The 21,012-nt window shown below is 52.4% G+C and carries 17 protein-coding genes; 9 read left to right on the top strand and 8 right to left on the bottom strand.

Going from position 1 to position 21,012, the window contains the following annotated elements:
- Position 1: 1 nt before the first annotated feature.
- Positions 2 to 745: a DUF4184 family protein gene (locus AC4BAN_RS08465; RefSeq protein ID WP_490563958.1), complete on the top strand. Its 744-nt coding sequence runs from the start codon at positions 2 to 4 to the stop codon at positions 743 to 745.
- A 1-nt stretch (position 746) separates the two neighbouring features.
- On the opposite strand, the gene AC4BAN_RS08460 is transcribed toward AC4BAN_RS08465, so the two are convergent.
- From AC4BAN_RS08460 to AC4BAN_RS08445, 4 genes are all read right to left on the bottom strand, one after another.
- Positions 747 to 1,250, bottom strand: a complete 504-nt coding sequence (locus tag AC4BAN_RS08460) for a DUF6702 family protein (protein ID WP_490563957.1) — start codon at positions 1,248 to 1,250, stop codon at positions 747 to 749.
- 189 nt (positions 1,251 to 1,439) lie between these two features.
- Entirely contained in the window at positions 1,440 to 2,753 is a 1,314-nt protein-coding gene (gene rseP, locus AC4BAN_RS08455; RefSeq protein ID WP_490563956.1) for an RIP metalloprotease RseP, read from the bottom strand.
- Between the two features lie 64 nt (positions 2,754 to 2,817).
- Positions 2,818 to 3,969 carry a 1-deoxy-D-xylulose-5-phosphate reductoisomerase gene (locus AC4BAN_RS08450; RefSeq protein WP_490563955.1) on the bottom strand — a complete coding sequence of 384 codons (1,152 nt, stop codon included), beginning with the start codon at positions 3,967 to 3,969 and terminating at the stop codon, positions 2,818 to 2,820.
- Positions 3,970 to 4,009: 40 nt separating this feature from the next.
- Entirely contained in the window at positions 4,010 to 5,521 is a 1,512-nt protein-coding gene (locus AC4BAN_RS08445) for a GH3 auxin-responsive promoter family protein (protein ID WP_490563954.1), read from the bottom strand.
- Between the two features lie 353 nt (positions 5,522 to 5,874).
- Between AC4BAN_RS08445 and AC4BAN_RS08440 the strand changes: the two genes are divergently transcribed.
- The gene (locus AC4BAN_RS08440; RefSeq protein WP_490563953.1) at positions 5,875 to 6,261 is read left to right on the top strand and encodes a hypothetical protein; all 387 of its coding nucleotides are present in this window, start codon (positions 5,875 to 5,877) and stop codon (positions 6,259 to 6,261) included.
- 139 nt (positions 6,262 to 6,400) lie between these two features.
- Here AC4BAN_RS08440 and dnaA read toward each other — a convergent pair whose 3' ends face one another.
- The 3 genes from dnaA to AC4BAN_RS08425 all read right to left on the bottom strand — a co-directional run bounded on the left by dnaA (position 6,401) and on the right by AC4BAN_RS08425 (position 9,632).
- Positions 6,401 to 7,825: a chromosomal replication initiator protein DnaA gene (gene dnaA, locus AC4BAN_RS08435; protein WP_490564024.1), complete on the bottom strand. Its 1,425-nt coding sequence runs from the start codon at positions 7,823 to 7,825 to the stop codon at positions 6,401 to 6,403.
- A gap of 108 nt (positions 7,826 to 7,933) precedes the next feature.
- Complete coding sequence (locus AC4BAN_RS08430; protein ID WP_490563952.1) at positions 7,934 to 8,866, bottom strand: bifunctional metallophosphatase/5'-nucleotidase; 933 nt, start codon at positions 8,864 to 8,866, stop codon at positions 7,934 to 7,936.
- A 10-nt stretch (positions 8,867 to 8,876) separates the two neighbouring features.
- Positions 8,877 to 9,632 (bottom strand): 5'-nucleotidase C-terminal domain-containing protein, encoded by a 756-nt coding sequence (locus AC4BAN_RS08425; protein ID WP_490563951.1) that lies wholly within the window; start codon positions 9,630 to 9,632, stop codon positions 8,877 to 8,879.
- 181 nt (positions 9,633 to 9,813) lie between these two features.
- Between AC4BAN_RS08425 and AC4BAN_RS08420 the strand changes: the two genes are divergently transcribed.
- Entirely contained in the window at positions 9,814 to 11,220 is a 1,407-nt protein-coding gene (locus tag AC4BAN_RS08420; RefSeq protein WP_490563950.1) for a T9SS type A sorting domain-containing protein, read from the top strand.
- Between the two features lie 101 nt (positions 11,221 to 11,321).
- Here AC4BAN_RS08420 and AC4BAN_RS08415 read toward each other — a convergent pair whose 3' ends face one another.
- On the bottom strand, positions 11,322 to 12,638 hold the full coding sequence (locus AC4BAN_RS08415) for an amidohydrolase (protein WP_490563949.1): 1,317 nt from the start codon (positions 12,636 to 12,638) through the stop codon (positions 11,322 to 11,324).
- Between the two features lie 146 nt (positions 12,639 to 12,784).
- Between AC4BAN_RS08415 and AC4BAN_RS08410 the strand changes: the two genes are divergently transcribed.
- From AC4BAN_RS08410 to AC4BAN_RS08385, 6 genes are all read left to right on the top strand, one after another.
- A complete protein-coding gene (locus AC4BAN_RS08410; protein ID WP_490563948.1) occupies positions 12,785 to 13,165 on the top strand; it encodes a YkvA family protein in 381 nt (126 codons plus the stop codon).
- Positions 13,166 to 13,255: 90 nt separating this feature from the next.
- Entirely contained in the window at positions 13,256 to 15,118 is a 1,863-nt protein-coding gene (locus tag AC4BAN_RS08405) for a methylmalonyl-CoA mutase family protein (protein WP_490563947.1), read from the top strand.
- 152 nt (positions 15,119 to 15,270) lie between these two features.
- Positions 15,271 to 17,415, top strand: coding sequence for a methylmalonyl-CoA mutase (scpA, locus tag AC4BAN_RS08400; RefSeq protein ID WP_490563946.1), 2,145 nt, complete (start codon positions 15,271 to 15,273; stop codon positions 17,413 to 17,415).
- Between the two features lie 230 nt (positions 17,416 to 17,645).
- The gene (locus AC4BAN_RS08395) at positions 17,646 to 18,032 is read left to right on the top strand and encodes a hypothetical protein (protein ID WP_490563945.1); all 387 of its coding nucleotides are present in this window, start codon (positions 17,646 to 17,648) and stop codon (positions 18,030 to 18,032) included.
- A 78-nt stretch (positions 18,033 to 18,110) separates the two neighbouring features.
- Complete coding sequence (gene treF / locus AC4BAN_RS08390) at positions 18,111 to 19,733, top strand: alpha,alpha-trehalase TreF (RefSeq protein WP_490563944.1); 1,623 nt, start codon at positions 18,111 to 18,113, stop codon at positions 19,731 to 19,733.
- A 70-nt stretch (positions 19,734 to 19,803) separates the two neighbouring features.
- Positions 19,804 to 20,943, top strand: a complete 1,140-nt coding sequence (locus AC4BAN_RS08385; RefSeq protein ID WP_490563943.1) for a hypothetical protein — start codon at positions 19,804 to 19,806, stop codon at positions 20,941 to 20,943.
- The last annotated feature ends 69 nt before the right edge of the window (positions 20,944 to 21,012 follow it).

Genomic DNA, 21,012 nt, shown 5'->3' with positions numbered 1-21,012 from the left:
TATGCCTTTTACCGCCGCTCACCCTGCTATCATTCTGCCCCTGCTGCATGCCCGCAAAAACTGGTTCTCCGTTACGGGCCTGGTAATCGGAAGCATTGCGCCGGACTTTGGGTATTTCCTGAGTTTCCTGCTCCAGAAGAAAATTGAAAGCCATACTTTCCTGTCGGTGGTTACCTTTAACCTGCCTGCCACTGTTTTGCTGGCACTGCTTTTCCATGGGCTGGTGCGGGACAGTCTGATCGCGCACCTGCCTCCATTTTTAAGAAAAAGAGCCGCTGCCGCTGCAGGATCTGCCTGGTTTGCTTACCTACGGCACCATGGGGTCAATTTCCTGGTATCCGCCACGTTGGGCACTGTCTCGCACATCGTCTGGGATTCTTTCACCCATTACGAGGGGTACATGGTAAACAGGGCGCCCATTTTGCTAGAGCAGGTTTCGGTGCTGGGCATATCCATGCAGTTAAGCCGGGCCATTCAGCACGTGAGCACCCTAGCGGGCCTCTTGGTAGTGGGCGTGTACGTTTGGAGGTTACCCGCTCACCTGGTGCTTAGAAAAGGAAATTGGATCGGCTACTGGTGCCTGGTGCTGCTTGTGGGCTTATTTACCATGTTGGCCTATAAGCCCGATGTAGTTATACTTATAACGCTGGATGAACTGGTGGTGCGGTACCTGACCGGTTGCCTGCTGGCAGTACTTGCCATGGGCCTACTGTCCAGATTAAGCATACTGGTTACAAAAAGTTAAATCAGAAACTCATTTCACCCTCTGTATCGCCACGTTGCAACAGCACGCTTTCAGTTTTGTCTTTGTAGTTCAGGTTAACGATGTTCATTTGGTCTTTATACACCTCAGTTAACACCCCGTTTTGGATATACAACTGCTGCAAGGCCGCACCCGTGGCGGGCACCTCTATGTAAATCCAGACGGCATCTGTCTCGGCCTCGGAACCCAGCACTTTATACTTCAAAGGTTTCCCTTTTTCTAACGCAAAGCCCAAATGCTGTTTGAGGTAACTGGCCAACTGCTGCTGTTGCAAAGCGGACTTGCTATCGTAAACCACTTTCTGTTTTGTAAACCTTGTCAGGCCCATTTCCAGGTCGTCAGTAAACACCCGAAGGGCTACATCCAATGATTTTGTAGCCGGGTTATAGGTAATGTCTGTTATGCTGGTGTGGTAATCGTGGGCTGCAGCAGGCAAAGAAATGGCAACCAACATGACCAGGACCAGGGAGAATACACTGAATTTCATTTTGAGGTATTAATAGTAGAGGCGAAAGCAGCCTCGTGAGTTATAGCAAGTAACCTGCCAGTTTCTGAAAAGCCATTCTAAACAACTGCTTTATGTTTATATAGCTAACTGAAACAGAACACGCTATCCCCATCTGCGGGAATAGCGTGTCCGGGTTATAGTAAGGGGTAATAGCCTCCTTATACTTTGTTAGAATATGATCTTGAACACATCATTAAAAATCGCGAATGCCATCAGGCCCAACAAGATCACCATGCCTACTTTTTGGGCGTTTTCCAGGAAGTTGTCGGATGGCTTTCTGCCGCTTATCATCTCATAGGTTAAAAACACGACATGGCCGCCATCCAGTGCCGGGATTGGAAGAAAATTCATAAAGGCTAACACCATAGAGAGCATGGCGGTTATGTTCCAAAATTTATACCAGCTGAAGGTGTCGCCAAAGATCTGGGCAATGCCAATGGGGCCGCTCAAGGATTTAGAGGCTGAAACCTCGCCCCTGAAAATTTTCCCGAACCCTTTCAAATTCGCCGTGATCACGCCAAAGGCCTGCTCGGTACCCAAAGGTATAGACTCTCCCAGGCTGTAGTCGCGGGTGGCGTACTGCAGCAACTGCACGGGCATAAACCCGATTGTACCCTCCTCGCTCACCTCTACCTGCAGCTTGATCGGCTTGCCGTCGCGCTCAACGATCATACTTACTTTTTTGCCGGCATTTTTTTGCAGGTCCTGCTGAAACTCATGGAAGAACAGCACCTCGTTATCGCCTACTTTCTTGATAAAGTCGCCTTGCTGTAAACCGGCATCGGCCGCGGCACTGCCGGCCATCACCTGCCCTACTTTAAACGGCTGACGCGGCTGCACAAAAAACATGCGCTCTTTGTTATCCGCAACACGATCCATGAGGTTGGCGGGTACTTTAATATCTACGCGCTGGCCGTCACGCTCCACTGTGTAGTAAGCATCGCGGCCCAGTAAGGCATCCATCGAATACACGTCTTCGAAGCGCTCCAGGGCTTTCCCGTTCACGGCCACAATACGGTCGCCGGTCCTGAAACCGATGTCTTCCCCTATCTCGTTGGCTACTACGCCATACTTGGCCTCGCTGGCAGGCAGGTAACTTTCGCCGTAGCTAAAAGTAAGGGCCACATAAATAACGATCCCGGTGATCACGTTGACGATAATCCCGCCCATCATCACGATCAGGCGCTGCCAGGCCGGCTTGGAGCGGAACTCCCAGGGCTTGGGCTCCTCTTTCATGGCTTCCGTATCCATCGATTCGTCTACCATGCCGGATATCTTCACAAAACCACCCAGGGGGATCATGCCCAGCATATACTCCGTTTCGCCGATCTTCTTTCCAAACACCTTCGGGGGAAAACCGATCGCATACTTCTCCACGCGCATTCCAAACCATTTGGCTGCCAGCATGTGCCCAAGCTCATGCAACCCTACCAGAATTGTAAGGCCCAGGATGAGCTGGCCTACCATTACTACTATATCCATTAAAAAGAAATTATACTTTGTTGGGGCCTGAGACGTAAAGGCAACAGGCTGTGTGATTTTTTGTTTATTTTTTCAGTTGTGCAGTTGCCCGCTCACGCGCCTCCCTGTCAGTACTAACATAGTCTTCGTAAGAAGGATTCGCAATATACGCAACTTTTGCCATACAGCTCTCGATGATATCGGACATCTGCAGAAAGCCTACCTCATCGTGCAGAAAAGCGTTGACCGCCACCTCGTTGGCCGCGTTCAGAACACAGGGCATGTTACCCCCCTGCTCCATTGCCTCAAAGGCCAGCCCAAGGTTCCGGAAGGTATTTAGGTCGGGTTGCTCGAAGGTCAGTTGCGGGTAATCCATAAAGTTAAAGCGCGGGTAATCAGACTTAAGGCGCTCGGGGTAAGCCATTGCGTACTGTATCGGCAGTTTCATATCGGGCAGGCCCAGCTGCGCTTTCAGCGAGCCGTCCTCAAACTGCACCAGCGAGTGGATGATGGATTGCGGATGCACCACAACCTCTATCTGATCGTTTCTGAGCCCAAACAGCCATTTGGCTTCGATCACCTCCAAACCCTTGTTCATCAGGGAAGCCGAGTCGATGGTGATCTTGGCACCCATCTCCCAGTTAGGATGTTTCAGGGCCTGCGCCTTGGTGATGTGGGCCAGTTCCGCAGTGGTGCGCCCTCTGAAAGGGCCGCCAGAAGCGGTGAGTATAATTTTTTCGATCGGGTTGTGAAATTCTCCCGCCAGACACTGAAAGATAGCGCTGTGCTCTGAGTCAACGGGGTAGATGTTGACACCATGCTCCCGGGCCAGGCCTGTTATGAGCTTCCCGGCCACCACCAGCGTTTCTTTGTTGGCCAACGCGATCTGTTTTCCGGCTTTAATGGCCCGGATGGTGGGCTGCAACCCGGCATAGCCTACCATGGCCGTCAGCACCATGTCCACGGTGCCCATTTCTACTACCGAGCAAAGGGCGTTGCTGCCGGCATACACCTTTATATCGTGGGGCTGGAGGGCACTGCGCACTTTATCGTACAGGTGCTCCCCCACGATCACGACGGCGTTTGGCTTAAACTCAAGCGCCTGGACTATCAGCAGGTCCGCGTTGCTGTGTGCCGTAATTACCTCCAGCTCAAAACTCTCCGGGTTGGCTTTGATCACTTCCAGTGCTTGGGTACCTATTGATCCGGTAGAGCCTAGTATGGCAATTCTCTTCATGCTTATAGTTGATTGCTTGCGCGATGCTCGGCGCTAAAATTTATTTTACCTGGTTGCTGTTCATCGTCTGCAGCAGGCCCTCAGCCAGATCCCGGTTATTGCTCAGGCGGGGCACCTTGTTCTGGCCGCCCAGCTTGCCCTGCAATTTCATATACCTGCGGAACGTCCCCAGCGGCAGCGGCGTTATCTTCAGGCTTTGCAGGATATTACCTTTAATAAGGTCGTCGTAATAACTGTTGAACCGCTGCAGTTTCTCTTCCAGGGTTTTGGTAAAAGCACGTATATCCTGGGGAGGGCGGGCAAACTCCACCAGCCATTGATGGTACGACTGGCCTTGATCCTGACTCACAAATGGTGCCACAGTGAACTCGATAAGCTCTACATTCGGAAAGAGCTCCATGGTTTGCTGCATGGCTCGCTCTACCTCCTCGCCAATTACATGCTCCCCAAAAGCGGAGATATAGTGTTTGATGCGGCCACTCACCACCAGTTTATAGGGGTTGGTAGCGGTAAACTTAACCGTATCGCCCACAGAGTAGCCCCAGAGACCGGCATTGCTGCTAATAACCAGCGCATAATTCACGCCTGTCTGCACTTCTCCGATGGTCAGGCGCGTAGGGTTCTCGCTGAAATACTCCTCTGCAGGAATAAACTCATAAAAAATGCCTGCATCCAGTAAAAGAAGCAAGCCACTGTCTTTTTGTTCATTTTGATAGGCAAAAAAGCCTTCGGAGGCAGGGAAGAGCTCAATAGAGTCGACTGTTTTGCCAATAGACTCGAAAAGTTTTTTGCGGTAAGGCTCGAAGTTCACCCCTCCGTACACAAACAGCGAGAAATTCGGAAAAATGTCTTTCACCCGCTTGCCGGTCTGCTGCATCAGCTTATCAAAATACATCTGCACCCAGGGTGGGATCCCGGAGATCAGGGTCATGTCCTGCTCAATGGTTTCTTCAATTATCTGGTCCAGCTTTGATTCCCAGTCTTCGATGCAGTTCGTTTGGTACGAAGGCAGTTGGTTGTTGCGCAGGTAACCCGGCACATGATGGTTGACAATACCTGACAGGCGCCCTGTTTTGATCCCCCCCTTTTCATCGAGGACGGGACTTCCGGACAGAAAGATCATTTTCCCATCCAAAAAATCAGACTTACCGGTTTCGTAAACATATGCCAGCAGCGCATCGCGCGCGCCATTTATGTGGTTCGGGATGGAGGCTTTGGTTATCGGGATGTACTTGGTGCCGGAGGTTGTGCCTGATGTTTTGGCCAGGTAAAGGGGTTTGCCGGGCCAAAGGATATCCTTTTTCCCTTGCTGTACCTGCTCTAAATACGGCTGCAGCGCCTCGTAATCACGCACAGGAACCGATTTCACAAAATCAGCATGGGTGTGGATGCTTTTAAAATCATGGTCCTGACCAAAAACGGTGTTTTGCCCTTTGGCAACGATTTCATTAAAAACTGCCGCTTGCGTGGCTACGGGGTTTTGTATCCATTTCTGATGCTTTTTATGCACATAAGCGGCCACTACCTTGCTCAATAACGCTTTTACACCCATAAACACCTGTTCTGTGAGAGGGTAAATATAGCCAGATTAACCAGCATTGCCATGTTGTATACTAATTTCCGTAATCCTAACTTAAATTTGCTGCTGGCAACACATGAATAAACCGTCTCAAAGATAAAATTATCCGCCTGGAGGCCGGAATGGCCGCTATAATCGAATTAATCATTATATTGCGATAAGGTTATCTGATAACCGCTTATGTTTTACCAAAACCTCTGAACATGGCAGTGTCCGGTAGTAATGCACGATCGACGTTAATTGTACAGCTCAGTCCAACGCGAAGTGCAAAACTTTCTTTTACAGTACAAATTGTTTTAACACTTTTCTGGCTCGCCTGGGCCAGCATGCTACTCATTACCGATAATGAGACCAGCGACCAAAACTACCTTTACTATGTGTTTTTTGGGTTGGCGCTTTGCTTTTTTGTTTATGTGATCCTGCAGAATACGTCCATATTCGGCGTGCAGTCTTACATAGAAGTTACCCCGCAGTACATCGTACAAAAATCCGGGGTATTCAGGACCAAGCATATCATTGACATACCGGACATCAAAGCCCTGCATGTGTCTCCCTATGCCCTGCGCATTACCTTACACAATGACTCAAAAGTATACCTCGACCTAAAGCAAGTGCGCAAAAAGCGTGACCTTGCCCGTATCAAGGGTAAGATCAAGGAATTGGCATCCCACTGCGGATTTGCCCTTTCTGAGTCGTTGAGCAACAGGCCATAAACTAACTGACAGCAGGCGTTGGGCAGTTTAGGTTCAACCGCTTCCCATTCAGCCTTAGCATACACCAAAAAGAGCGCGGGCCATACTTTCGTAAAAGTATGGCCCGCGCTCTTTTTATATAAAAAATGCCGCTTGTTACTTAACCAGCCTTCGACTTAAATCTTTTCTGAAGTTCCTGAATGCTAGCTTTGAATTTCTTGTCGGTATCGATCAGGTCGGAAACCGTTTGAACAGAGTGGATTACGGTGCTGTGATCGCGGCCACCGAAATGGTAGCCAATGGATTTGAGGGAGTGACTGGTAAACTCCTTTGCGAAATACATCGCCACCTGCCTCGCCGTCACGATCTCCTTTTTCCGCGTTTTGGCCTTCAACGAGTCCAGGCTTACCTGGAAATACTCGGCCACGGTTTTCTGGATGAAGTCGAGATTCACCTCTGTCTCCACATCCTCAATAATATGTTTCAGGGCCTGCTTGGCAAGCTCCAGGTCAATTTCTTTGCGGTTCAGCGACGATTGTGCGATCAGCGAGATCAGCACGCCCTCCAGCTCTCGCACGTTGGTATCCACGCTATAGGCCAGGTATTCCACCACGTTATCCGGTATGTCAATGCCATCGCCCTGCATCTTTTTCTGGATGATGGCCATGCGCGTCTCAAAATCCGGGCTCTGCAGGTCGGCCGTCAGGCCCCACTTAAAGCGGGATAGCAAGCGCTCTTCCAGGCCTTTCAGGTCGCGGGGAGGGCAGTCGGAGGTCATCACGATCTGCTTACCGGACTGGTGCAGGTGGTTGAAGATGTGGAAGAACATTTCCTGCGTTTTCTCTTTGCCGCTCAAGAACTGCACATCGTCTATGATCAGGATATCCACCAAAAGGTAAAAATTGGCGAAATCCTGCACGTTGTTCGTTTTCAGGGACTCGATGAACTGGTTCACGAATTTCTCTGACGACACGTAGAGCACGAACTTCTCGGGGTTGCTGTTCTTGATCTGGTTCCCGATTGCCTGCACCAGGTGCGTTTTACCCAGCCCTACGCCACCGTACACCATCAGGGGGTTGAAGGAGGTCGTGCCTGGCTTGTTGGCCACGGCATACCCCGCCGAGCGCGCCAGGCGGTTACAGTCTCCTTCAATGTAGTTCTCGAAAGTATAAGAGGGGTTTAACTGCGAGTTCAGGAAGTTTCGGTCAATGGTCTTCGACTCGAACGGGCTTTTGATGAAATTCTGCTCCGGCCGGTATGAGTTCACCACAGCCTGCGGTATTTTTTTGGTAGGTAGGTTTACTGTTTGCGGTTTGTTGGCCTCGTTGCCACGGTCCACTATAATAGAATACTCGAGCCTCCCCTCGCTGCCAAGTTCCTGGTAAATGACCTTTTTCAAAAGCTGTACATAGTGCTCTTCAAGCCACTCGTAAAAGAACTGGCTGGGCACTTGTATTGTCAGTACGCTATCGCGCAGGGTAACAGGCTTAATCGGCTCGAACCAGGTTTTAAAACTTTGCTCGCCAATGTTTTCCTTAATCACCTGCAGGCAGTTACTCCATACAGTAGAACAGTCTTTTATCATCCAATTTTCCAAAACTCACTAAGATTCGTTAGGTGCAACAAACCTCTACTATTATCGGCAGGGGGGTTACAAATTTGCTCATTTATATGTAAACAAAAAATTATTTTTTCACGAAGTTGTTACAGGTGTGTTTACAGGCAGCAACGCAGTTCTCACATCTGTCTTACTCCTGGTTTTGCGGTTGAAACTGTAGTCTATCCGGCCCAGGAATATTCCGGACCAGCCTACCTGGTTGATGAGCGTTTCGTGACCGTTAAAATGCTTAACAGCAGTTGGTTCCTCCAGAAAAGTATGGGTGTGCCCTCCCAGGATCAGGTCTATCCCTGCCACTTGCTCCGCCAGCTTCACATCATCAATTTTATCGCTCTCATATTTGTACCCTAGGTGCGAAAGGCATACAACCAGGTTACACTTCTGGTTTACGCGCAACTCCTGAACCATTTCCCGGGCCACCGCCACCGGATCGTGGTAAATGGTCTGTTCAAAGTTATTTTTGCTAACCAAACCCTCCAGCTCTATGCCCAGGCCAAACACCCCAATGCGCACGCCCTGTTTCTCAAAAACTCGGTAAGGCTGAAATTTGTCTTTCAGGATTGTACCAGAGAAATCGTAGTTAGCCGTTACAAACGGGAACTGGGCGAAGGGCAGCATCTTGTCGAGCCCCTGCAGGCCGTTATCGAAATCATGGTTGCCCAGCGTGGCGGCGTCATACTTCATCTGGCTCATCAGCTTGTACTCCAGCTCTCCGCCAAAAAAGTTAAAGTATGGCGTGCCCTGCCAGATATCGCCCGCATCCAGCAGCAGCACATTGGGCTCCTGCTTTCTGATTTGCTCGATGAGCGTGGCCCGCTTCGCCATGCCGCCCATGCCGCCATACTTGCGTCCATCATCCGGAAACGGGTCGATGCGGGAGTGCTGGTCGTTGGTGTGCAGGATGGTGAGGTGTATTTGCTGTGCGGCCTCTGCTGAAAAGGGCATGCCCAGCAGACTAATACCGGCTGCCCCCAGCACGGACGTTTTTAGGAAATCTCTTCTTATCATTTGACTGGCGTTAAGGGAGTATGGTTACCCGGTTTGTGGTATCGGCGCCGATCGGCAGGCCTTTGGCGGTCAGCTCCCGGATGTGCACCATAATGGCATCGCGCATCATGATGCCCACTTTCTCTGACTTCAGGGCGCGCTTGAACACATTCAGATCATCGCCGCCGCCGGCCAGATAATCAGATGTCACGATGGTGTAGTTCTGATCGGGGTTAAATGGTTTCCCACCGATTTTAATAGCAGTCGCTTTCCCGCCTTTCACGGTGTAGGTGGCATTGGCAATGGGGGCATACTTGGCCTCAGCGGCAATGTCAAAAAACTCCTGCACATCCTTGCCAGCCAGTGTCAGCACGACCAGCTCGTTCTCGAATGGCATCAGTTCAAAGATGCTCCCCACGCTCACAGCCCCCAGCGGTATCGGCACGCGCAGGCCGCCGTTGGTGGTGGTGGCCATGTCTATCTGCCCTTTGTAACGTTCCCGGGCCTCCTCCAGCATCAGGTCTACCACAAAATTACCCAACGGCGACTGGTAGTCGCCTTTGCCCAGCGCAACAGGCGCCTGCCCGATGATCTCGGTCATTTTAGCCGTTACCTCCTTCCGGTAAGGGGCAATATGCTCCTCTAGCTGGGTGTCATCCGGGATGTAAGCCGCTACCGGAACGTCTGTCGTCTCGAGGGTGGAAGAGGCTACCCAGGTACGCTGGCAAGCCACAAAACTGAGCATGAGCAGCAGGCCTGCCAAACTTCTGGTTAATTCTCGTTTCATGAATCTGGGTAAAGTATGGGTATAAAGTTACCAGCCTCTTCAACAGCAAGCAAATGCGGTAAGTTCTATGCTTAGCTGTCACTGTAAAAATTACAAAAAACAACAATCTTTAAACAACAAATTATTCAATTTTAAGTTATTAAAGTATAATAACAAACCTCTCATGTTTTCGATTGCTGCTATGAAAAAAACAGATTTTTTTAATTTGCTGCTGGCCTTCCTGCTGCTGGCACCGCTGGCAAGCCAGGCCACACACCTCAACGGCGGTTACATCAGCTATAAGGTCGATCCGCAAAATCCGCTGAAATACTTTTTTACCATGACTTTGTTTGTGGACGACAGATCGCAGGCGTCCGAGTCAACCATTCTGGTCGGGATGGGGGACCTGCATAAAGTGACTGTTGCGCAAAGCAAGCACATCCGATACCTGAACAAGAACAGTTTGGCCATTTTCGAATGGGAGTACACGTACCTGCAGGCCGGTGACTATCTTGTGTATTGGAGCGGGATCAACAGAAATGGGGGCCTCGTGAACGCTACCCAACCGACAGACTTGCTGACAGAATTTTTGTATGCCCAGGTACGGGTGCGCCAAAGCCCCCTGAACCGCCACAGTGTGAAAACAGTGGTGCCTGCCCCGCTCGAGGCCTTTGCAGGGGAGCCATTTAAATGGAATATGATCGCCTACGACCCGGACGGTGACCGGATTACCTACGAACTTGTTCCAAGCCAGTACCTGCAGGATGACGCCGTGCCCCGCGACCTGCCCGGCTACCGGATTCCGGAAGGCTTAACCATTGATGCCACCGGGCAGCTGACGTGGCTAAACCCAACCATGCAAGGGGAGTACGCCATTTCGGTGAAGCTTACGGAGTATAAGAACCAGCAAGCCGTGGGCTTCAGCATCGTGGACCTGGAGTTGACCGTACAGGAGAGGCAACAGCACCCAGTGGTTAGCCTGCTGCACCAGGAGCGCTTGCTGCTAAACCAGCAGGGCTTTGTGGTAGCGCAGCCCGGCCAGTTGCTGAAACTGGAGTATTATGTGGCCAAGGCCCGCGGCAGCACACTTCCGCTTAGCGCCCGCCAGTTCAGCGACCTGGATACCCTGAACCTGGCAAAACCCACACTGGCCATCCGCGACTCTGCCGACGGCTTGGCGGTTACTGTTTCTTTTACTCCGGAAGCCAGCCTGCAGCGCGACTACCCGTATGTGCTCGGCATCCGGGGTGCAGCTCTGATAGCAGACTATACTTCAACGGGCAACAACAAGATTTTTGCATATGGCTGGCAGTTTACAAACATTCTGGTCGGGCAGCAGCAGCCTGCCGCAGCCGGCGACTTGCTGGAGAGCGATCGTCCACTGGTTTACCCGAATCCCGCTGCGGATCAAATCACGTTGCAGGCCCCTTCAAAGCCAGACATGCACTGGCACCTGTTCGATGCCGCCGGGAGAACGGTGAGTACTTTTGCGCTGAAACCCGGCACAAACGACTTTAAAAGACCCGCTGTTTTACCGGCAGGGTTTTATACCTACCGCATCAGCAGCAAAAAAGAGATTATTGGGCGGGGCAAAATCATTTTAAGGTAAAACCCAAAACAAAAGCGCGCGAAACCAGCCAGGCCTCACGCGCTTTTTTATACCTGTAAGCAGGTCATTAGTTTAAGAGTTCGGTTTAACCCTGGCTCATTTTATTTCCCTTTGCTTTCCATGTAGTTTAGCGTCAGGTTGGTGAGGGCTTTCACACCCAGTTTCATGCCGCTTTCATCAATGTAGAAGTCGGGGGTGTGGTGCGCCGGAGCCGTGGTGGGGTCCTGCCCTTTTGCCATGCCACCCACAAACACATACAGCCCGGGCAACTTTTGCTGGTAGTAGGCAAAATCCTCAGCACCGGTCATGGCATCCATCAACACCACATGGTCCTGGCCGGCAACTGCCTGCAGGGTGGGCAGCATTTTGGTGGTCAGTGCGGGGTCGTTGTAGGTGACCGGGGCCATCTCCACGATCTCTACCTCGGCGGTTGCGCCGGCACTTTCAGCGATCTTGGTAGCCGTCAGCCTGATTTTCTCATGTATCTTCTTGCGCATGTCCGTGTCCAGGGTGCGTATGGTTCCCTCCATTTTCACCTCTTCGGGAATGATGTTGTTGCGCACCCCGCCATGGATCATGCCCACCGTGATAACGGCGGCATCTTTGGTAAGCTCTGTCTGGCGGCTGATGATGGTTTGCAACCCGTACACAATCTGCGAGGAGACCACGATCGGGTCCACGCCGTTCCAGGGGCTGGCGCCGTGTACCTGCTTGCCGTTCACCTTTATCCGGAACACGTCGGCGCCGGCCATAATGCCTCCGGGCCTGTACTTGATGGTGCCTACTTCTGTTTGTGAGTTAATATGCAGCCCGAAGATCACCTCGGGTTTCGGGCCTTTCTCCAGCACGCCTTCCTTCACCATCAGCGAGGCGCCACCTGCTTCACCGGCGGGCGCACCCTCCTCCGCGGGCTGGAAGATGAATTTCACTGTGCCTTTCAGGTCTTTTTTCATATTTGCCAGCACCTCTGCGGCACCTAACAGCATGGCGATGTGGGTATCGTGTCCGCAGGCATGCATCACACCTACCTCCTGCCCGTTATACTCGCCAATGGCTTTGGAGGCAAAGGCGATGTCGGCACGTTCGGTTACCGGCAGGGCATCAATATCGGCACGCAGCGCCACTACCGGGCCAGGCTTGCCGCCTTTCAGAACGCCGACCACCCCGGTTTTGGCAACGCCGGTCTCCACCTCTATCCCGAGCTTCTTCAGCTCCTGGGCAATGCGCGCTGCCGTTTTCACCTCGCGGTTACTCAGCTCCGGGTTCTCGTGAAAGTATCTTCTGCACTCAATTACTTTAGGCTCTATCTTGTCGGCCAGGTCGTTTGCCCTGGCCGTTAACTTGCTCTGCTGGGCCATGGCTGGTGCGGCAAGCATGCCCATGCCCAGTGCGGCCAATAACCATTGTTTCTTTTTCATGTGTTTGGGTTGTTAGATAAAAGTATGAAGATAAGGAATTCTGCTGATTATTGGTTCGATGCATTCAACATGTCCTGAGAAGGAGGTAAATTTTATACCAAAAGGCACGCAAACATCAATTCAGGCATTTTGCCGTACAACCTAGCATGCTTAGAAAATGGAAAGAAGCCGTCCGGAAACTGAAAGAAGACATTTACACCCTGTACCTGGCCTACCGTGACCCGCGCATCCCGTTTGCGGCCAAGGTGGTGATGGTGATCACGGTTGCCTATGCTTTTAGCCCGATCGACCTGATCCCGGACTTCATCCCCTTTCTCGGTTACCTCGACGACCTGCTTATACTGCCCCTGGGCATCTGGCTCTCCATTAAGCTGATACCGGAACCTGTGCTGCACCATTACCGCCAAAAGGCAAAAGAGCAGATCCTGCAACGGAAACCCAATTATGTGATGGCCGCATTTATTGTGATGATTTGGTTCCTGATTGGTTACTGGGCCTATCAGGCCTATGTAAGCCGGATCGATTAAAACATAGCCATAGCGTTATATAGTGCCCCCTGGTTTATATGGTACCGTTAATAATTCTATCTTTACAGTAAAATTTAGAGCACAACTAACATGACGGAAGAACAGCAAAAACCGCAGCCTCTTTTTGCGGAGTTCCATTCTGCAGGCGGCAACCACCCGCAAGCCATGGCGGATGCCTGGGAACAGAAAGCCCGCCAGGACCTGCGCGCCGCGCCGCTGGAAAGCCTTACCTGGCATACCTACGAAGGCATTGATGTAAAGCCCTACTATACCAAAGCCGATATCGCCGACCTGCCCTTTGTAGCACAGAAACCCGGTAGCTATCCTTTTGTGCGCGGCGAGAAAACCGCTGCCAATACCTGGCTGAACATACAGCAGATACAGGTGAAGGATAACCATAGCATAGCTGCCATTGATAAAGCCGCAGATGCCCTGCAAAGAGGCGCAGACGGCATCCACTTCATGCTGCATACCCCGGAGTTGTTCGATGTCGCCTACCTGGTTAATAAAATTGATCTGCGCAAGCATGTTGTCAGCTACACGCTTCAAGCCCAGCCAGACACGTTTATCAAGCGGCTCTATGCCGAACTGGAAGCGTGCAAGGTTTCGCACCGTAACCTGAAAGGCTCGGTCAACTTCGACCCGGTTTCGGTAAAAAGCAAAATATCAGCAGAAGAGGGCAAAGCCATCATCCAGGTGCTGGACCTGACCAAAGACAGCCCGGATTTCTATGGCATTACCGTAAACGGCACCAGTTTCAGCAGTGTCGGAGCTTCTGTGGTGCAGGAGATTGCTTATACCCTAAGTACCGCCGTGGCTTATTGCGACAGGCTGACCACCGCCGGCGAGCCCCTGGAGTCGGTGCTGCGCAACGTGCAGTTTCACATGGCGTCGGGCACCAACTACTTTTTTGAGATAGCCAAACTGCGGGCCCTGCGCCTGCTTTGGGCTGCCGTAGTGGAAGCCTACCAGGCTGCTCCCGCTTTGGCCGGACTGCTGCGCATCCACAGTTCCACCTCCAGCTGGTACCAGACCACACTAGACCCGTACATGAACATGCTGCGCACCACCACCGAGGCCATGGCCGCTGTCATGTCAGGCTGCGACTTTCTGACGGTGCTCCCTTTCGACAATACTTTTAAAGACTCTGATGAGTTCTCGGAGCGGATTGCCCGCAACGTTTCCACCATCCTGAAAGAGGAAGCCTACCTGGACAAAGCCATTGACCCTGCTGGAGGCTCTTACTACCTGGAGGCGCTTACCAACCAACTGGCGCAGCACGCCTGGGCTTTGTTTAAAGATGTGGAAAAAAAAGGCGGCTTTGAGGCAGCTTATAAAAGCGGCTTTATACTGGGGAGCATTACGGAGGTAAGCCGCCGAAAATTCAGGAACATTGCCACGGGCCGCGATGTATTGGTGGGCACCAACAAATACCTGAACCCCAAGGAGAAAGTAGATTTCGATCCGGAAGAGTTGATCCAGAACGCCGGGTTCGATACCGCCCGCGCCGCCTACCCTACCGAGGTCATGCGCATGGCCACAGAACTGCACCTGCGAAAAAAGCAACGTCGCCCACTGGCCATAATCGCCATCATCGGCCAGGAGGTAAAGCGGCACGTGAACGCCACCTTCTCGCAGGAGTTCTTTTCCTGTGCAGGCTTCGAAACAACGATCGAGCAGTTCGCATCAGCTGCCGAGGCATCCGACAAGCTGCAGCATACTTCCGCAGAGGTGATTGTGGTGGCCGCCTCAGAGGCTGCCTTTGCACGCGAGTTCGGTCCAGGCTTCCACAATCATCATGCTAAACCAACGGTGATGTTAGCCGATAACCCGGCGCAGCTAAAAGAGGAGATGATGGCCAACGGGTACGAGGAGTTCATCTTTGAAGACTGCGACATGGCGTCCATCATGCGGGTGATCCATAAAAGGCTGCATGAGACTGACACCGCTTAACATGAGACTATTCTGTAGCTGTATCCTGACTGTTAGCCACGCGGAATCGCCGCGCATGCAAGCCGAATAAGGCGTGAAAGTGTGCACACTAAATAATTGAATCACCATTTAATATGCACGCATTCACGCAATCAATCATTCAAAATTGAGATATGAAACCCGATTTTTCTAAAATAGACCTGAGCAAGGTAGCTTCTGCTGATCATGGTCCGAAAGCCGTTTCTGACGCCAACACCTGGAAAACGCCGGAACAGATCGAAGTGAAAACTTTTTATACTTCGGAGGATGCCACGCACTTCGAGCACCTCGATTTCGCTGCCGGCTTGCCACCCTACCTGCGTGGCCCTTACAGCACGATGTATGTGCAAAAGCCCTGGACCATCCGCCAATACGCCGGCTTCTCCACCGCCGAGGAGAGCAACGCTTTCTATCGCCGCAACCTGGCCGGAGGGCAAAAAGGCTTGTCGGTTGCCTTCGACCTGGCCACGCACCGCGGCTACGACTCAGACCACCCGCGCGTTGAGGGCGATGTAGGCAAGGCCGGCGTAGCCATCGATTCTGTGGAGGACATGAAGATCCTCTTCGATCAGATCCCGCTGGATAAGATGTCGGTTTCCATGACCATGAACGGGGCCGTGCTGCCCATCATGGCGTTCTATATTGTGGCCGCCGAGGAGCAGGGGGTGCAGCCAGAGCAGCTGAGCGGCACCATCCAGAACGACATCCTAAAAGAGTTTATGGTGCGTAACACCTACATCTACCCGCCGGAGCCAAGTATGAAGATCATTGCGGATATCTTCGAGTACACCTCCCGCAACATGCCGCGCTTCAACTCCATCTCCATCTCGGGTTACCACATGCAGGAGGCCGGCGCCACCGCCGACCTCGAACTGGCCTATACCCTGGCCGATGGCCTGGAGTATGTGCGCACCGGGCTTAAGGCAGGCATGGACATTGATGATTTCGCCCCGCGCCTCTCGTTTTTCTGGGCCATCGGCATGAACCACTTCATGGAAATTGCCAAGATGCGTGCGGCCCGCATGCTATGGGCTAAACTGATCGGGCAGTTTAACCCCAAAAACCCGAAATCTTTGGCGCTGCGCACGCACTGCCAAACCTCCGGCTGGAGCCTGACCGAGCAGGACCCGTTCAACAACGTGGCCCGCACCTGCGTGGAGGCCATGGCCGCGGCACTGGGCGGCACACAAAGCCTGCACACCAACGCGCTGGATGAGGCCATTGCACTGCCCACCGATTTCTCGGCCCGCATTGCCCGTAACACGCAGATCTACCTGCAACAGGAAACTAACATTACCAAAGTGGTAGACCCGTGGGGCGGCTCTTATTACGTAGAGGCGCTCACGCACGAGATCGCACACAAAGCCTGGGCACTGATGCAGGAAGTGGAAGAACTGGGCGGCATGGCCAAAGCCATCGAGACCGGACTGCCAAAAATGCGCATCGAGGAGGCCGCCGCCCGTAAGCAGGCACGCATCGACTCCGGAAAGGACATCATTGTGGGCGTAAACAAGTATAAACCAGAGCAGATACAGGAGATTGACATCCTGGACATCGACAACACGGCCGTGCGCGAGGCGCAGTTGCGCCGCCTGGCCAGCGTGAAAGAAACCCGCGATGCGGCCAGCGTGCTGAACGCGCTGCAGGCCTTAACGAACGCTGCAGCCTCTGGTGTGGGCAACCTGCTGGAGCTAGCCGTGGAGGCCGCCCGCCGCAGGGCCACATTGGGCGAGATTTCGGATGCCCTGGAAAAAGTTTACGGAAGACACAAAGCAATCATTAGATCCATATCAGGCGTGTACTCAGCAGAATTAACCGACGACGAGAACTTTGAGCAGGCCAAGGCGCTGGCCGATCAGTTTGAGCAACTGGAAGGCCGCAGGCCCCGGATTATGGTGGCTAAAATGGGGCAGGACGGCCACGACCGGGGCTCCAAAGTCATCGCTACCTCCTTTGCCGACCTAGGCTTCGATGTGGACATCGGTCCGCTGTTCCAAACCCCTGCCGAGGTAGCCATGCAAGCCGCCGAGAACGACGTGCACGTAGTGGGCGTGAGCAGCCTGGCAGCCGGCCATAAAACGCTGGTACCGCAACTGATAGCAGAACTTCGCAAACTCGACCGCGGTGATGTCATGGTGATTGTGGGCGGCGTGATTCCGGCGCAGGACTATGATTTCCTGTTTAAAGCAGGTGCTGAAGGCGTGTTCGGCCCGGGCACGATCATCTCAGTGGCCGCGCAGCACATTCTGGAGAAACTGATCAAGTCGGTTGAGGGTTGAGCAATATTTTAGGAAAACATAAAAAAAGGCTTAGCTGGCATTGTTCAGCTGGGCCTTTTTTAGTCTCTTTCTGGCGCCTGTTTGCAACCGGTAACGCACCGTGTGTCTCGTCCGAAGACCTGCCAGTGCGCCTCTACGTCAGATAGCTACCAGTAACAGTTCTTTAAAATTTTACCACCGGGCCAGGTTTACAAACATTGTTTTACCACTTTTACTACCTTCACCCTACCATGAAACTCAAATACATCCTTATCCTGATTGCTGTTGCCCTGGTAGCCTGGTTTATTTACGATACGCTGACCATACCCGGTGTTGCTGATTTAAAAGGGGATTTTAAGGAAACAGCGATGTACCGCAACGAGAACAATACCGGGCCAGTCGTCAGGATTTATGCTGTAACCGTAAACGACACCCTCTGGCAAGAGATGCAACAGTACGGGGAGTACATGCCGCACACCAAGTATGGCAACACCCGGGTATACTTCTTTTTGAACGGCAGACCGGCACCCACAGAAGTATACCCCGGTGAGACAAATTTCAGTACACAATTTCAAGAATTTGCAGTAGCCAAATACGAAAAAGATGCGATGGGTCAGATTTCGTTTGTGCGCTATTAGCAGGAATAGTATACTTGTCGCTTTGCTGCTGTTTTGCGTATGTGTAATCAAGCTTTCACACCCCTAACAGCGCGAGGCATGCACGTTACTTCTTCTACTTTTAAATTTATCGTCCTGCTTCTTTTACCCATTACCCTGATACAGCAGCCTTTAGAGGCCCAGCACCTGTACCGGCCAGCAAAGGACCTGGGAGATTTATTTGCACAGGTGCAGCTGCAGCATGTGTTCAAGGATTCCAAAACGTTCCCGGATTGCGTGCCTTTGCTGCCTCCGGAGCAGATTTTGCGTGCATACCAGCAGCAGCAGGCTGCCCCGGGCTTCAACCTCACCACTTTTGTGCTGGAGCATTTCGCCCTGCCCCCTCAGCCCACCACCGATTTTGCCACACAGAAAGAGAACTCGGTAACGCAGCACATCGAAAGCCTGTGGCCGGTGCTTACCCGTAAGCCCGGGGCGAATGGGGGTTCCCTGATCCCGCTCCCAAACAAATACATTGTGCCCGGCGGCCGATTCCGCGAGATTTATTACTGGGACAGCTTTTTCACGATGCTGGGCTTGCAGGTAAGCGAGCAAACGGATCTGATACAGCACATGGTGGATAATTTCACTTACCTGATCAACACGTTCGGCCATATCCCGAACGGCAACCGCACCTACTACCTCAGCCGCTCACAACCGCCCTTCTATGCGCTCATGCTGCGCGTGCTGGCGCAGCAGAAAGGGCAGCAAGTGTTTACCAAATATGCCCCTGCCCTGCAAAAGGAGTACGATTTCTGGATGCAGGGCGCTGAAAATCTATCTGCAGCCAACCCAGCCTTCCGCCGGGTGGTGCGCATGCCCGACGGCAGCATCCTGAACCGTTACTGGGACGATAACCCGGAACCGCGGCCGGAGTCTTATGTAGAAGATGTGGAACTGGCCAAAGAGGCAGGCAGAGCGCCGGCAGAGGTTTACCGCGATATCAGGGCCGCCGCTGAGTCGGGTTGGGATTTTAGCACGCGCTGGTTCGCCGACGGACAGCACATCAGCACCATCCAAACCACCCAGATCGTTCCCGTAGACCTTAACTCCCTGCTTTACCACATGGAGCTTACCCTGCAGGAAATGGCCGTGCTGGCAGGCAACAGCAGCGATGCCCGCAAGTATGAAAAACTGGCCTGGGCACGGCGCAATGCGGTGCTCAAGTATAACTGGAACGAGCAGGAGGCCTTCTTTTATGATTACAACTTTGTAAAGAAAGCCACCACCCAAATACCGACTCTGGCTGCCGTTTACCCCTTATACTTTAACATGGTAAAACGGAAACCAGCTGAGGCAGTAGCGCATAAAATAGCGGCAGACTTCCTAAAACCCGGCGGGGTAGTAACCACCCTGAACCACAGTGGCCAGCAATGGGATGCTCCCAATGGCTGGGCACCCCTGCAATGGATGACGATTCAGGCACTCCGGAACTACGGTTTTGGCGCATTGGCCACAACCATTGCCACCCGATGGGTGCTGCACAACCAGGAGGTGTACCGGGCTACCGGAAAACTGATGGAAAAGTATAATGTGGAGGACATGACGCTGGAGGCTGGCGGCGGGGAATATCCCAACCAGGATGGCTTCGGCTGGACGAATGGCGTGCTGTTAAAATTACTCTCACAATACCCTGACCTGTACAAGGTTACCGAAAAAGAAGCTAGCGGGCATCACAAGTAAACCCCCAATAAATTACAGACTGGCATCGCTTTTGTACTTTCAGCAATCAACAGACGTTAATTTGTTAGGTATGAAAACACTTACACACATAGCAGCCGCTGCCCTACTTGCATTAAGCAGTTTTACAGCCTTTGCGCAGGGCGAGAAAACAAACTGGTATTTTGGAAAGGGTGCAGGAATAATTTTCTCCGGTGATTCGGCCATTGCCACTTCCAGCCGACTGTTTACGGAGGAAGGCAGCGCCTCCCTTTCCGATAAGGCGGGGAACCTGTTGCTCTACACCAACGGCGTCACTGTCTGGAACCGCAACCACAAAGTAATGCCCAACGGCAACGGCCTGATGGGCGGAAAGTCGTCTACCCAGTCGGCGCTTATACTTCCCAAACCCGGCAGCGACAACATTTACTATATTTTCACGACGGATGTGCAGGCCCAGTCCAATGGCCTGCGCTACAGCATTGTGGATATGAGCAAAGATGGCGGCAACGGCGACCTGGTTTACAAGAACAGCTTTATGATTGCGCCAGCCACAGAAAAACTAACCGCCGTGCGCCACGAAAACGGCCGTGACTGGTGGGTGTTGGCTCACCGCTGGAACAGCAACGGCTACATGGCATTCTTGGTAAACGACGAAGGCGTGGCCACCCAGCCTGTGCTCAGTATGGTGGGCACGGTGCACGGCGGCCCAAACCGTAAAGCCATTGGTTACCTGGTGCCCTCCCCCGACGGCACGCAACTGGCAGCAGCCCTTTGGAACGACGACAGCAATTTTGAGATCCTGAAATTCGACAGGGCCACCGGTAAGGTAGCAGACCCTGTACTGCTGAAGGGGTTTGCGGAAGCCTACGGGGTGGTGTTTTCTCCGGATGGCAGCAAGCTGTATGGCACCACCTATGGTAAAGAATCCGGGAAGGGCCAGGTGGTACAATTCGACCTGAAATCCGGAAGTCCGGAAGCTATTGCTAAATCGGCTGTGGTGGTGGGCACTTCGGGCAGCCCCAAGATCGGCGCCTTACAGACTGGCCCCGACGGAAAAATTTACATGGCCCGAAAGGATAACTATTACCTGGGGGTGATTAAAAACCCAAATGCCAAAGGCACTGCCTGCGGTTTCGAGGATGATGGCTTCCATCTAGGCAAGCAGAAAAGTGACCTGGGTTTGCCCAACTTTCCGCAACTGCCCACTAAAAACAGGATATCTGCTAATTAAGACTTCCTAAGTATAAAAAGCAAAGTCCGGCCTGAACAACAGGCCGGACTTTGCTTTTGGTAGACAGCT

The organism is Pontibacter sp. GD13 (assembly GCF_058216355.1).
This window is presented reverse-complemented; position numbering and strand designations above follow the sequence as displayed.

Bases quoted from the DNA above. Each gene is read 5' to 3' on its own strand.
- AC4BAN_RS08425 (WP_490563951.1), bottom strand. From the start codon at position 9,632: ATGAAACGAGAATTAACCAGAAGTTTGGCAGGCCTGCTGCTCATGCTC.
- dnaA (WP_490564024.1), bottom strand. From the start codon at position 7,825: ATGATAAAAGACTGTTCTACTGTATGGAGTAACTGCCTGCAGGTGATT.
- AC4BAN_RS08385 (WP_490563943.1), top strand. From the start codon at position 19,804: ATGAAAACACTTACACACATAGCAGCCGCTGCCCTACTTGCATTAAGC.
- AC4BAN_RS08465 (WP_490563958.1), top strand. From the start codon at position 2: ATGCCTTTTACCGCCGCTCACCCTGCTATCATTCTGCCCCTGCTGCAT.
- rseP (WP_490563956.1), bottom strand. From the start codon at position 2,753: ATGGATATAGTAGTAATGGTAGGCCAGCTCATCCTGGGCCTTACAATT.
- AC4BAN_RS08395 (WP_490563945.1), top strand. From the start codon at position 17,646: ATGAAACTCAAATACATCCTTATCCTGATTGCTGTTGCCCTGGTAGCC.
- AC4BAN_RS08440 (WP_490563953.1), top strand. From the start codon at position 5,875: ATGCTACTCATTACCGATAATGAGACCAGCGACCAAAACTACCTTTAC.
- scpA (WP_490563946.1), top strand. From the start codon at position 15,271: ATGAAACCCGATTTTTCTAAAATAGACCTGAGCAAGGTAGCTTCTGCT.
- treF (WP_490563944.1), top strand. From the start codon at position 18,111: ATGCACGTTACTTCTTCTACTTTTAAATTTATCGTCCTGCTTCTTTTA.
- AC4BAN_RS08410 (WP_490563948.1), top strand. From the start codon at position 12,785: ATGCTTAGAAAATGGAAAGAAGCCGTCCGGAAACTGAAAGAAGACATT.
- AC4BAN_RS08430 (WP_490563952.1), bottom strand. From the start codon at position 8,866: ATGATAAGAAGAGATTTCCTAAAAACGTCCGTGCTGGGGGCAGCCGGT.
- AC4BAN_RS08420 (WP_490563950.1), top strand. From the start codon at position 9,814: ATGAAAAAAACAGATTTTTTTAATTTGCTGCTGGCCTTCCTGCTGCTG.
- AC4BAN_RS08445 (WP_490563954.1), bottom strand. From the start codon at position 5,521: ATGGGTGTAAAAGCGTTATTGAGCAAGGTAGTGGCCGCTTATGTGCAT.
- AC4BAN_RS08450 (WP_490563955.1), bottom strand. From the start codon at position 3,969: ATGAAGAGAATTGCCATACTAGGCTCTACCGGATCAATAGGTACCCAA.
- AC4BAN_RS08405 (WP_490563947.1), top strand. From the start codon at position 13,256: ATGACGGAAGAACAGCAAAAACCGCAGCCTCTTTTTGCGGAGTTCCAT.
- AC4BAN_RS08415 (WP_490563949.1), bottom strand. From the start codon at position 12,638: ATGAAAAAGAAACAATGGTTATTGGCCGCACTGGGCATGGGCATGCTT.
- AC4BAN_RS08460 (WP_490563957.1), bottom strand. From the start codon at position 1,250: ATGAAATTCAGTGTATTCTCCCTGGTCCTGGTCATGTTGGTTGCCATT.